The sequence below is a fragment of the Herminiimonas sp. GW821-FHT09C12 genome (assembly GCF_059416385.1).
On record NZ_JBWKPC010000001.1, the window covers coordinates 1,896,550 to 1,910,100 of the forward strand.

The 13,551-nt window shown below is 51.8% G+C and carries 9 protein-coding genes; 1 reads left to right on the plus strand and 8 read right to left on the minus strand.

Translation table 11 applies throughout. The features are described 5' to 3' along the window. Positions 1-4: 4 nt before the first annotated feature. The 8 genes from AC07N2_RS08935 to AC07N2_RS08970 all read right to left on the minus strand — a co-directional run bounded on the left by AC07N2_RS08935 (position 5) and on the right by AC07N2_RS08970 (position 12,461). Entirely contained in the window at positions 5-442 is a 438-nt protein-coding gene (locus AC07N2_RS08935; RefSeq protein ID WP_494777914.1) for a response regulator, read from the minus strand. Between the two features lie 79 nt (positions 443-521). Continuing rightward, on the minus strand, positions 522-1,154 hold the full coding sequence (locus AC07N2_RS08940; protein ID WP_076593605.1) for a response regulator: 633 nt from the start codon (positions 1,152-1,154) through the stop codon (positions 522-524). Positions 1,155-1,175: 21 nt separating this feature from the next. Continuing rightward, a complete protein-coding gene (locus AC07N2_RS08945) occupies positions 1,176-2,291 on the minus strand; it encodes a sigma-54 interaction domain-containing protein (protein WP_494777915.1) in 1,116 nt (371 codons plus the stop codon). 154 nt (positions 2,292-2,445) lie between these two features. Next, positions 2,446-3,558: a YbdK family carboxylate-amine ligase gene (locus AC07N2_RS08950; protein WP_494777916.1), complete on the minus strand. Its 1,113-nt coding sequence runs from the start codon at positions 3,556-3,558 to the stop codon at positions 2,446-2,448. 17 nt (positions 3,559-3,575) lie between these two features. Next, the gene (locus AC07N2_RS08955) at positions 3,576-4,778 is read right to left on the minus strand and encodes a cation:proton antiporter (RefSeq protein WP_494777917.1); all 1,203 of its coding nucleotides are present in this window, start codon (positions 4,776-4,778) and stop codon (positions 3,576-3,578) included. Between the two features lie 413 nt (positions 4,779-5,191). Beyond that, positions 5,192-6,553 (minus strand): NAD(P)/FAD-dependent oxidoreductase, encoded by a 1,362-nt coding sequence (locus tag AC07N2_RS08960; RefSeq protein ID WP_494777918.1) that lies wholly within the window; start codon positions 6,551-6,553, stop codon positions 5,192-5,194. Between the two features lie 165 nt (positions 6,554-6,718). Further along, positions 6,719-10,672 (minus strand): translocation/assembly module TamB domain-containing protein, encoded by a 3,954-nt coding sequence (locus AC07N2_RS08965; RefSeq protein ID WP_494777919.1) that lies wholly within the window; start codon positions 10,670-10,672, stop codon positions 6,719-6,721. After that, the gene (locus tag AC07N2_RS08970; RefSeq protein ID WP_494777920.1) at positions 10,662-12,461 is read right to left on the minus strand and encodes an autotransporter assembly complex protein TamA; all 1,800 of its coding nucleotides are present in this window, start codon (positions 12,459-12,461) and stop codon (positions 10,662-10,664) included. The genes AC07N2_RS08965 and AC07N2_RS08970 overlap by 11 nt, the downstream gene beginning before the upstream one ends. 240 nt (positions 12,462-12,701) lie before the next feature. On the opposite strand from AC07N2_RS08970, the gene AC07N2_RS08975 reads away from it, so the two are divergent. Continuing rightward, entirely contained in the window at positions 12,702-13,550 is an 849-nt protein-coding gene (locus tag AC07N2_RS08975; protein ID WP_494778137.1) for a class I SAM-dependent methyltransferase, read from the plus strand. Position 13,551: the final 1 nt, after the last annotated feature.

Sequence of the window (13,551 nt, forward strand, 5' to 3'; positions counted from 1 at the left end):
AGAATCAGGCGCGCGCGTTATATTCCAGATTGGCGCAACTCAGGCTTTTCAGCAATTCAAATAACTGTGGAAACTCGGACGTCTTGTCGAAGAAGTGATTAACGCCGTATTGCCGTCCGACGCGACGGAACACTTCGGTGGCATTGTTGCTGCAGATGATCTTCAAGGTGTTCGGCACCTTGGTTCTTTCCGATATTTGGCGCAATAGATTGATGCCATTGCCTTTTTTAAGCTGAATATCAACGATCAGTACATCGTAGGGAAGCGCATTCAACTGACTGAGTGCATCGCCTTCTGATTCAGATACGCCAGCTACGACGACACCCGGAATCATTGCCAGATTCTCTATCATCAGTTCGCGCACATCCAGTGAGTCCTCCACTAAAAAGACTCGCAGTGGATGGCTACCTGTATCTGTCAAAATATTCGTCACTTGGTTCATTTTTCAACCGCTATAAAAAATTTCTGACTGCTGTCTCGGAAAATCATTGCACGCTTTTTATAAAATTCAGTAGCGATGTCTAGTCGATCAGGTTTTGTTTGATTGCGTAATAAATAATGCCGGCGTTATTTTCCATATTCATCTTTTGCAAAACACGGGCGCGATAGGTGCTGACGGTTTTCACACTCAGACAAAGTTCGTCAGCTATCTTGGTCACTCCATGACCTTGGCACAACTTGTAGAAAATTTCGTACTCACGTTTCGACAAAGTCTCATGCAAAGGTTTTTCTGCATTGGTATCAAGTTCTGTCGTCAGTAACTCTGCAACTGTATGGCTGATGTACTTATGGCCGCGCAAGATCGTTTGTATCGCATTGACCAATTCTTCCGCCAGCGCTTCTTTCTGTACGTATCCGCTGGCACCGCTGCGCAGTATCTGCACTGCGTAGCGACTTTCCGGATGCATGCTCAAAATCAGTACAGGTAACTCCGGCTTCTCGCGCTTGATCTGCTTCAGTACTTCAACACCGCTTTTGTCCGGCATATTGATATCGAGCAAAACGATATCCCAATCCTGCGCACGAACTAAACGTATGGCTTCCTGTGCAGTGGCAGCTTCACCTTCGATTGTCATGTCTGGAACCTGGGCAATGAAGTACTGCACTCCGGCTCGTACTACTGCATGGTCATCGACTACCAAAATTTTTATCATTGTGAGTACACGCCTAACCGATCACTGATTGCGACTTTGTATGCCATAGGGTCGCGTATGTGGAATGACATCACCCAAGAACAGCTTTGCTTGGTATTCATTCAGTCGATTGTAAAGGGTTTTCAGGCTCACACCTAACACCTCAGCGGTCAAAGTCTTATTGCCGCCACAGTGGCCCAGCGTGGCGTAAATCAGGCGTTGTTCGGCATCTGCCAGCTTGCTGCCGAGCTGAACCGTGACGCAGTCGCCGACCTGGTCACTGACCATGGTTTTGACAGGGTTCACCGCTGGCAAGATGTCGAGTTCTTGCTCGGCCATGATGTAGGCGCGATGCACGACATTTTTCAATTCACGGACATTGCCTGGCCATGTGTATTCATTCAGCAGACGCCATGAGGCTTTGGAGAAGATCTTGTTGTTGCCATCTTCCTCATTGAGCTGGCCAAGGAAGAGGCTGGCGAGCAGACTGATGTCTTCATCGCGTTCGCGCAGAGGTGGCAAGTTGAGTGGAAAGACTGCGAGACGATAGAAAAGATCGCTACGCAGGATGCCGCTATTCATTGCTTCTATCGGATCGCGATTGGTGGCAGCAACGACGCGCACTTTGACTTCGGTTTCTTCTTCAGCACCGATACGGCAAAAGCGATTGCTTTCCAGCACGCGCAAGAGTTTGACTTGCATGTCCAACGACATTTCTGTCACTTCATCCAGAAACAGCGTACCGCCATCGGCACGTTCGAAACAGCCTTTTTGCATGCGTACCGCACCGGTAAAGCTGCCGCGTTCATGGCCGAATAATTCTGCTTCGATTAATTGCGGTGACACAGCGCTGCAATTCAAGGCGATAAATGGTTGGGCTGCTTCCTTGCTGAGTTGATGGATGGCTTGAGCCACCAATTCCTTGCCGGTACCACTTTCACCGGCGATCAAGACGTTGGCATTGGTTGGGGCAACCTTGCCTATCATCTGGAATAAGTTCTGCATCGGTTCCGATGCGCCATACAGATCGCCACAGCGTGCGAGTTTGCTGAGTGGAATATTCTGTGCGCTATTTTGCGCTTGCAACACGGTCATTCTGTGTGTGCTCAGGGTCGGCAAGCCGACAACGTTGTCACATACATTCAATCCGTCCGTCATTCACTTCTCCTCTGTTAAAACAGTGTGCGGCTTTATACAGAGTCGATTGTGAAGTAATTACTAACATTGCAGAATCGGTGGTTTTCCGATTCTGCTGTGGGAATGCGCTTACAAGAGGGAGAGGGGAATTGATGTGTATAGAGGAGGTGAATATTTATTGCGCCATCCAGACAGCGCTTTGCTGGCGGACAACATCGCTGAGAGAGCCGCTTTTCTCGTAGCAGGCACGAAGCCAGTCGGCATCGGATGGGGCTGACAATATGCGCTGACGCAATAATTCGATCGCTTCGGTCGTACCCAATTCTTCCGCTACGTCCTGCAGCATCTCAAACGTTTGCAGGATATCGTCCTTGATGGATAACTGCGTACCGCAGATAGGTTTGATCAAGGTACCGTTCAAGCCGAAGCGGCAAGCCTGGAAACGATTGTACGAATAAGTCAGATAGGTGTCTTGCGCTGGTTGCAGTTCTTGCTGCGCGAAGAAATATTTGCTCAAAGTTTGTGCATAACCAGCGAGCGCGACCGCTGTTTCTATCGCCAACGGTGTATCGCAGACGCGAATCTCGACCGTGCCGTATTCCGGCTTAGGGCGAATGTCCCAATAGAAATCCTTCATGCTGGCAACAATTCCCAGCTTCGACATCTTGTCGAAATAGGCATTGAAGCTATCCCAGTCGGTGACGAAAGGCATGTAACCGCTCAATGGAAATGCATTGATGCTGGTCAGGCGCGACGATTGGAATGAGGTATCCACACCTTGATAGAATGGCGACGATGCAGACATCGTGATGAAGTGTGGAATGTAGCGTGCCAGCATGTGCGCCAGGCGTATTGCCGAATCGCCGCTAGGGCAGCCGATATGGATGTGCTGACCATACACGGTGAACTGTTTGGCCAGATAACCGTATAACTCGGAGACCAGCTGATAGCGATCGGAGGGATAAATGCGCTGATCTTCCCAATGCTGAAATGGATGAGCACCACCACCGGCAAGACCAAGATTGAGTTTTTCAGCAGCGCTGACCAGCAAGGTGCGCATGGCGGTCAGCTCGGTCAACATTTCCTTGTGATCGGTATGAACAGAGGTGGCGATCTCGATCATGCTCTCGGTGATTTCCGGCTTGATGTCGTAACCGTGATCGGTCTTGTTAATGATGACTAACAGATCGCTGGAACCACGCGTCAGATTGTAATCACGTCGGTTGACGATTTGCAGTTCCAGTTCCACACCCATGGTCAGCGGTGTCGAGTTGTTGAATTCCAGCATGTGAGTTCCCTTGCTTGTTATTGCTTTGCTTCACCCGATGCAACCAGCGCATAGCGCGTGCAGATGGGGCCTATGAGTTCCAGGATGACGAGTATCGATACCACCAGTGCGGCTAATTGCGAGCCGAACTGCGGATAGAAACCGACTGCATGCTGCACCATGATGATGTTGAAACCGGAGAGCGGTACCAGACCCAAACCGAGCAGGGCACCTTTGCGCAGCGTGACGCCGTTGATGCGCGCCATTGCTGTTGTCATCGTCATCGCGATGAACAGGCGCAAGGCGATGAATGCGAGAACGGCTGGCCACAAGGTCAGCAAGTGCGACAGTTCCAATTTGGCGCCAGCAAACACGAACAGTGCGACATAGAACAAACCGCTGAATTGGCTCAAGTCCGGTTCAACAATCGCATGTCGCGCATCGTAGCTGCGGCTGGCAATGCCGAATACCAGCAAGGCAATCAACGCTGACAAATTGAGCATGACGCCTATGCCGACGGTACCGGCGATCAATGCCAGAACGAGGATCAACTGCGCCTGGCTATCACGGCCCAGCCATTGTCCTATCCATACCAGCAGGCGACTCATGATCCAGCCAAGCGCGGCTGAACCTAACAACAGATACAAGGGATGCAGGATATAACTTTCCCAGCCAGCTTCATATTCCACATGCACGGCAGCCAGGCCCATCGAGAAGATGATGAAGGCGAGGGCGTTGCCGATGACGACAATATTCAACATGCGTTCGGTCAACTGACCTTCTGCTTTTACTTCGCGCACCACATTCAGAATCACGGCAGGCGAGGTCGCCATACCCAATGCAGCGACCATGCTGGCAACCAGTTTGCTGATACCGAATTGCGTCAGCAACAGGAACAGGGCGAAGAAGGTGACCAGGCTCAGCAAGACGCCGGTGATGAGCAAGCCTCTTTCACGCAGCAACCATTTGTAATCAACACGGCGACCAAGCTCAAACAAAACCAGACCAAGCGCGAGATCAACCAGCACACTGATTTCACTTAGTACCGAGACGTCGATCAGATTCAGTGCAGACGGTCCGATCAGCAAGCCAGTCAAGACGTAACAGGTGATCGCTGGTATTTGCGGAAATACGCGACGGAGAAAGTGTGCGCCCAATATGCCAGCGATCAGAATTAAGCCAGTGGCAGTGAGTACATTCAGCGCATGCGGCATGGACGGAAAAAAACTATGTGATGTCATGTAGTTCCCGACAATTTAAAAAGAGGGCGTTTCAGAAAAATGAAACGACACACATTGTTGAAGCAGGACGCCTAGTTAATACTGAATCACAGTACGGCATGGCGATCGAATGCTTGATCGATCAGTGTTATTCACAGATTGTGCTGGATGCGGTGGCTTGCACAGTGGCAAGCGTCATCCGATTTGCTGTGTCGCGATGTTTGCAATGCAGCACCCGGCGCAGCAGCGAATAAGACAGTTGTTCTTAACGGAGATACCGTTTTATAAATTTGACTGCCGAAAGTGTAGCAGCAGTTTCAGAAAAAAGTTGCGACCATTTTGTTTGAAGTAATCGCCGCTGCCTAATGTTGCAAGGCAGCGGCGATTATAAAGCAATTTATTTTTTTGCTACAACTGTGGGGATTGTGATGTGTTTAGTGCAATTTCACACGAGGTGATGTTTTGCGTCGTAACCAATGGGCTACCGTATCGGCGCAAGTACGTATCACACCGTGTAACGCGACCAAATGCATGCGGTAGAGCGAGATATAAAGCAGGCGTGCCAGCACACCCTCAATAAACATCGCACGACCTATCAACGGCCCCATCAGATTGCCGACTGCATCAAAACGTCCTAGCGATACAAGCGAGCCCAGATCGCGATATTCAAACAGCGGCAGCTCTTGGCCGTCTAAACGTTTCTTCAATGCATTGAACAGGAAGCTGGCTTGCTGATGCGCTGATTGCGCACGCGGCGGGATCGTACTGTTTTTTTCCGGCCATGGACAGGCAGCACAATCGCCGAAGGCAAAAATGTTTGGATCGATTTCGGTCTGCAAGGTGCGCGAGACCACGATCTGACCAAGACGATTAACCGGCAAGCCCAGCTCGCTAAGAATTTGCGGGGCTCGTATGCCCGCAGCCCACACGGTCAGATCGGCTGGTATCTGTGTGCCGCTCGCCAGCAACACTGCATGTTCCTGTACTTCGGATACCTTGGCATCGGTGAGTACATCAACATCCAGTCTGTTGAGCAATTCCGTCGTCTTGACGGATACGCGTTCCGGCAATGCCGACAAAATGCGCGGTGCCGCTTCGATCACGGTGATGCGTATGTCGCGGTGCGGATCGAGATTATGCAAGCCGTATGCGCCTAATACTTCGGCGGTATTGCGCAACTCTGCCGAGAGTTCTACACCGGTTGCACCGCCACCGATGATGGCGATGTTGAGTTTCGATTGCGCTTGATCTGCACGTACGCACAGTCCGATCATGCGGCGGCGAAAATGTTCTGCCTGATGCATGCTGTCGATAGAGATCGCATTTTTTTCTGCGCCGGGCACATTGAAGAAATTGGTGATGCTGCCTATAGACAGGATCAATGTGTCGTACTTGATTTCGCGTTGCGGCAATAGTTCGATGCCATCGTCATCGATCAGATTGCCGACAGTAATTGTTTTGCGCTCGCGATCCAGACCTTTCAGCTCGCCTGGTTGAAAGACGAAGCGATGCCAGCGTGCTTGTGCGGCATATTCGAGTTGATGCGAGTTGGCATCCATGCTGCCGGCTGCAACTTCATGCAGTAGCGGTTTCCAGATATGGGTCGATGAGCGATCGACCAGCACGACGCTGACACGTCCGCTTTTTACCAGTTTGTTGCCCAGCGTAGTTGCCAGTTCCAAACCGCCTGCGCCGCCGCCTACTATGACGATGCGATGCGGTGCAGGCTCGTTGATGATAAACGGCTCAGGTGTGGTCTCATGCGAACTGTCATCGGCGTTAGCGTTGCTTGACATACGATCTCTCCAGATTATTGGTAAGCGTGAGCGGCAGGGTGAAATACTTCCCTGCGTGCATGTCTTTCGGTTTCAACACGAAAACATGCGCAATAGCATTGTTATATCAGTTTCAATGCAGTTCTGCCATGCCTTAGCTGACTTGCCGGATTTGCATCAATCGCATTAGTCGAATGCAAAGTTGTAGAACATCGAGAGTGCACTGCGCGTCCCAGCTTCACCTTCAACCGAGATGCGTGGTGTCAAGGTGTAGCGCAATAGCAAGACGCTGCTGGCACTTTGCAGCCCTTGTTGATAACTGACGTAAAGACGCGATGATATTTTTTTGCCTAGTGTGATGATGCGTTCTTGCAGACTGCTATCGCTGGTGCCTATGCTGAAATCGTCCAGTCCGAATGCAGTGGCGATTTGTGATTGCAAACCGCTTGCGGCGCCTTGCGTAAGGAGCGAGCTGGCTGCAGTTTGCAGCGCACTGATATCGCTATCACCGGCGCTGGATAATGCGCGTCCCAATACCAGCCACGATAATTTTTCTGCATCCGCTACAGTTGGCTCAGATACCAGCGTAATGCGCGGTGCGAGTACGGTGCCGCGTACCGAGACGCCAGCTTCCACTTCCAGTCCGCGACGCATCGCGAGAATATCAAGCGCAGGATTGTTCAGCGGGCCGCTGAAGCGCAACAAACCTTGTTCTATCTTCAGCTCACGTCCGTACGCCTTGAAGGTGCCGGATGCAATGCGCAAGGTGCCTTGCGCACGCAATGTTTCACCGGCATTGGCGAGCAGATTGATTTGTCCAACCAGCAAGCCATCGATGCCGCGACCGCGCAAGCGTATGCCGTCACCCAGGCTGATACTCAGATCGAGTGCAACCGCGGTCTTGGTTCCTTGCTTGGCATTTTGGCCAACGATCACGACATCGTCTGATAGTTCGGGAACATCTACCGAGCCGACGTCGAAGAGGCCGGAGTTGATTTCAAACTTGCCGTTCGCTTTCGCACGTCCTTCATGCCAGCCGAGAACGCTGTCGCCGCTGATGACGATTTGGCGATCTGATCTGTCTATCAGTTTGTATTTGGAGGCCTTGACGGTCAGTTCGAGATCCAGCTGTTCACGGATCAAGCTGAGCGGACCGGCAATCGTCAGACTGCCACCGTTTTGAAAACTGAGGCTATTGATAAAAAGCTTGTTGCCTTGAAATTCGCTGCGCAACACACCTTGCTTCAGGTCGACGCCGGTATCGGTAAAGAGCAGGCGCAAGCCATCAGCATCGATTTTTCCGGCCAGGCGCGGATTGCCGAAAGTACCTTCCAGTGCGATGTCGCCTTTTATGCTGCCTTCTGTAATCAATGATGGCGAGATCAATGAGCCCAACCATCCCAGAGTCGGCGCATGGATGCGCGCACTACCGGCGAGCGGCGCATTCGGTGCGATGGAGAAGCGCGAGCTGCCGCTACCCATCGTGGTGTTGAGGTTAACAGCGATGTTACCCGTTTGCTTACCTTCCGTGAGCAGCGCGACGGTAATGCGGCCGTTATCGGCCGTGGCGTTTGCGTTCAGTGTTGTCAGGCCGAGTGCAGCCGAGCGGCTGCCACGCATCACGACATCGCCACTTTCACGACGCATATTGAATTTACCGTTGAGGCGATCCGCTATTTTGAAATCCCAGTCGCCACCTAAGGTGAGGTCGGCTGCGAGAGGAAGTTCCGGATTCAGATAGCGCAGCAACTCACTGACTTGCACGTGTTCGAATTTGCCACGGGTAACAATATTGCGATCGTTACGCATGAACTGTTCGATCGCAATGACGGCATTGTTGACGTTCAATTTGAACTGATCCAGTTGTACCTGCTTCTGTGAAATGAGCAAGGCAGCAGGTGCTGCTAACTTGGCAGTGAGGCGACCTGTGGCATCGAGACTATTGATGCTGCCTTGCCAGCTTGGATTGCGCGTCAAATCTTTTACGCCGCCGCTGGCGTTGAGTTTCCAATTCTGCTCGCGTTCGACCAGAGCTGCATTCAGAACATGTTGCGCCGTGGTACCGCTGACATTGAGAGTGAAATTTTCTGCACGTAGTTGCGTACCATCGATGCCATCGGCACGTACATTGATAGCGACCGGCGCATTCGCTTGCATGGCGAATTGCGCTTGCATGCTCAGTTTGGCGATTTTTTGCGCAGCCAGATTCATGCCTTGTGCCGTTGCATTGATGGTGGCGTTGCTGATCAATCCCGCGTTGCGATTGATGCTGATGTCAGCCTTGCCTTGCGTCTCGGCGAGACTGACATTGCCCGGCATGCGCAGTTTGCTGCCTTTCCATTCTGCGGTGATGCGAGGTTGTTGTACCTTGCCGCGTACTTCGCCGTTGACTTGCATCGCACCGGAAAAACCGGAGCCGAGTTGTTCCAGTGCTGGTGCATCGACGGCGAAGGTGATGCGTGCATCATTCCCGGCCAACTTGCCTTGCGCGCTGACGCGATTGCTACCGGCATTCAATAATAATTTCGGTAGTATCAGCGTTTCGGCACGCAGTTGCGCCTGGCCTTCACCACTTAATGGTTGGCCTGCGAGTTGGCTATCGTGGATGCGGAAGGCGACATCGGCTTCGAGTGTGGGTTGACGCAAACCTTTTGCAGAGAAATTACCATTCAGACTTAGCGCCGGTAACTGCGGGAAGTTGCCAAGATCACTGAGATTGAATTTACGTATCGTGCCCTTGGCATCGAATTGCTGTTTTTCACTCAATGCAATATGGGCAGAGGCATCGATGGCGCTGGCACCGGCGCGCAATTCGATTTTATCGATATTGGCTTCTTCATCGGCAACGATGGCATGTACGTTCAGTGTCAGCTTGTTTTTCTTGAGCGGCTCGCTCAATGCAAGAGCGATGGTTTGTTTGCCCTCGACGTGTCGTACTTCAAGATTGCCGGTTAGCTTGGTGGCACGTACGCGTTGGTCAATTTTTTGCAGATCAAGTGCATCGGTAGTTAGCGTAAGTGCCAGCGCGCCATTGGCGTAACGCCCTTTGCCGTTGAGGCTGCCGGCCGGTTTGCGCACACTGCCGAGATTGGCTGCGAGATGATCAATATTGAACTGGCTGTCTTTTTGTGTGAACTCGGCTACCAGATTGCTTAATGGAATGCGGTTTTCGTTATACAAACCGGCGGAGGCATTGTTGATCGTCAGTTTGCCATCGCCGTTTTCTGCTGCATGTAACAGGATGGAGAGATCGGTTTCCGGCAATTCTGCAGCCAGATCGGAGAGGTCCAGCGCCTGTGCTGACAAATCCGTAGCACCCAGCATCTGATCAGAGAAAGGACGTAGCATGGCGTTGCCTTTGATCGATGCCTGATTGATGTGGAAGTTGATGGAGGCTGCAATTTCGGCCAGTGAACCACGCAAGTCGATACGACCGTTTGCACTGACGTTGTTGTGATCATCGATCATGGCTTCACTATCGCTGACGATGGAAGCTTGCAGCGCATACGGTTTGATGGCTGAGAGTGTTGCCTCGCCTTTAAACTCGCCGCTGAAAGCTGTCGAGCCAAGATCCGAGCTTGCAGTGAGTTGATCCAGACTCAGGCTGTAGCGCATGCCATCGAAGTTTACATTGAAGGCGAAAGCACCGAGCTTGACGACATCGACAGGTCCCCATGCAATTTCGCCACTATTTACCCTGACTCTGTCTATTTTCAAGTGTATCGGTAAGGCGATTTTCTCCGGCAATGTGGAAGGCTCTGGAGTTTGATCGATTTTGCTGACGATGCCGAGCTTGCCGATTTGCAGCGAGGTGATGTGCAATTTGCCAAATAACAGTTCCGTCAACTTGCTATTGAGTTGAACATCGTCGAGAACTATCTTTTGATTCTCAAGATGAATGCTGAGCTGATCGACGTGCAATGCGCCATTCAACTGCCCGCTGACACCTTTTGTTTGCAAGGTACCGTTGGACAGATCGCTGGCAGTAGAGAGCGCGAATTGTGCACCGCGTTCGCTATTGAACATCCATATCAGACCGGCGCATACGATCAGGCAGATACTGAGGACGAGCGGTAGCAATACGCGTAGCAAGCGTTTGCGTTTGAGGCCCTTGGGCGTTTGTTGATCGTTAGAAGCCATAACCGATAGAGAAGTGAAGACGCGGTTCTTTGGTTTCGTGACCGTATGCCAAATCCAGATTGACCGGACCTATCGGGCTGCGCCAGCGCGCACCTATGCCGCTGCCTTGTTTTAAACGGAAGTCGTGCCATGTGTCGGCAGCGTTACCTGCATCGGTAAAGACGGCAGCGCCCCATTCTTGCGTCACGCGATAAACCAGTTCTGCGCTGACGACAGCGGTGACGGTACCGCCGACAATTGCGCCGTCCTGCGAGACGCCCAATGTATTGTAGGCATAGCCGCGTACTGTTTGATCTCCGCCGGTACGGAACAGTAAATCGGATGGTGCAGTGTCACGCTCAGCGCCGAATACCTGACCGACCTGGCCGCGCAATATGGCTTGAAAACGCCCGTAGTAAGGGGAGAGCCAGGTGGCGCGGCCAACCACGCGTGCCAGACTTTTCTTGTTGATGAGGCCGCTGGGGCCGACGCCCAGATCTATCGATGCAAAATAACCTCGCCTTGGCGCAATCATGTTGTCGACGCGTCGCATCGTGTAAGTGAAGGAACCGATCAATGCCTGACGGTTGCTGGTAAATTCATCGCCTATGCGCTGTCTATCGGTCAGGACCGAGATGGCCCAGATTTTTTCATCTCTCTTGTTCGGACTGGTCAGACGTGCGCTGGTCAGGGTTTTGTCATTGATGACACCGGCGCTATCTTCATACTCGTAATGGGTGCCCACACTAGGGCGCCAACCGTTCTGGATTTCAGGGAAATAGAGATCTGCACCGAGTACGCGCGTATTACGATCAGCGCGTATTTGTGATTCAAAGCGCCAATCACGACCAAGGAAATTGCGATCCAGCCATTTCACTTGCACACGCGGGCCGGAATCGGTCGAAAATCCTAAACCGAGTGACAAGCGCTTGCGCTCATTTTCATGCAGATCGAGTCGGATCGGTACATTGTGCGGCTTCTCTGGATTGATATCGACGATGGCAAATGCAGAGCGGAAGTAGCCGGTATCTTGCACACGCGCTTGCAGCTCATTCAATTTTTCCTGCGAATAGGGATCACCGGGCTTGATGGGATTGAGTTTTACGACCATGTCGCGGGAGTAACGCTGCAAGCCCTCGATCGTTAATTCACCGAATGTGAAGGCTGGACCGGAATCGATTGCCACACTGAGCGCAGCGCTATTGGTCGATGGTTCTATGCGCGCTTCGCTTTCTGTGATGGCGGCGGCTGGGTAATCTCTGATCAATAAAGCCTTGAGCAAGCCGTTCTTTGCGTCATTCCATTCGCTTTGTTTAAAGACATCGCCGACCTTCAAGCTCCACTGGCGGCGCAGTCTATCCATTCGTTGCTGATTTTTTTGCAGGATGTCACCGGTGAAAACAATGTTCACCGATTCAATCACAGTCGGCGTACCCAGGGTGATGTTGAAACGCGCGACCCATGGTGTCGATTGTTGATCTAGTTCTTGCGTGATGGTCGGCGAGAAGTAACCTGCCGTTGCTAGTAATGAACGGATCTGGCTCGGTGCAATATCGACCAGACGTTGTACTTCTTCCAGGCTTAACTCATCGGTCGCCTGGCGGCGGCTGAGTTCCAGATTGTCGGTAATCAGCGCGCTCAGCTCACCCGCACCGTTAATGGAAACGGTGTAGCTGGGAGCGGCTTGTGCCTGCATCGGTAGCCAACAGGCCAGCAGCAGAGCGCACAGTGTGAATTGCCATACTTGGCTTGGATAGAATCTGTTCAGCACAATATAGGCAAAGACGGTAATAAATGGAAAAGACGGCATGACAAGATGGACATGTCGGTTTCTCGCGGTCGGGGCAGCATGATAGAGATAATCTGTCCGGTGTTGCAAGCTTAGCAGCATTTGATATGGCATTTAGACAAACCGTCCTTTTATCCGCCCTCAAACGGTGAATATCGTACTTGTCCGAGGGACATGCCATTGCTGGCATGGGCACAGCGCTTGCCGGTTATCGGCAAAATCCCTATAGTGACGACACTGAAGATCACGGAAGTTTGCAAGATGAGCAACACACATGAAATACGGCCCGGTCAATCCATAGAGTTGCTGAAGGAGTTGCATATCCTGACGCGCGACGGGAAATTGAATCAGGATAGTCGTCGCAAGCTCAAGCAGGTCTATCACCTCTATCAATTCATTGAGCCGCTATTGCAGGAAATCCAGAACGATCACCCAGACATCACGCTGGCTGATCATGGCGCCGGAAAATCGTATCTGGGCTTTATTTTGTACGACTTGTTCTTCAAGGAACGCAAGGATCAATCGCGCATCTACGGCATAGAAACGCGTGACGAGCTGGTGCAGAAATCGGAAGCGCTGGCGAAGAAGCTGGATTTTCCCGGCATGTCCTTCCTGAACCTCTCGGTGGCAGAGTCGATCACATCGGATTTGTTGCCGGAAAAAATCGATGTCGTCACCGCACTGCACGCATGCAATACCGCAACTGACGATGCGATTCATTTCGCATTGAAGAAGCAGGCCAAGTTCATCGTGCTGGTGCCATGCTGCCAGGCTGAAGTGGCTTCTGTTTTGAAGAAGAACAAAGGCAAGACGCTGGCGAAGAGTGCCTTGACGGAAATCTGGCGTCATCCGCTGCATACACGCGAGTTCGGCAGCCAGGTAACCAATGTATTACGCTGCCTGCAACTGGAAGCGCACGGTTATCAAGTCAATGTGACTGAACTCGTCGGTTGGGAACATTCGATGAAAAATGAACTGATCATCGCTAGCTACAAGGACTTGCCACGCAAACGTCCGACTGAACGTTTGCAGGAAGTGTTGCAGACGCTGGGTTTGGAAGAAATGCAGCCGCGTTTCTTTACAGACGAACAGGTTGCATCCGCTAACTAAC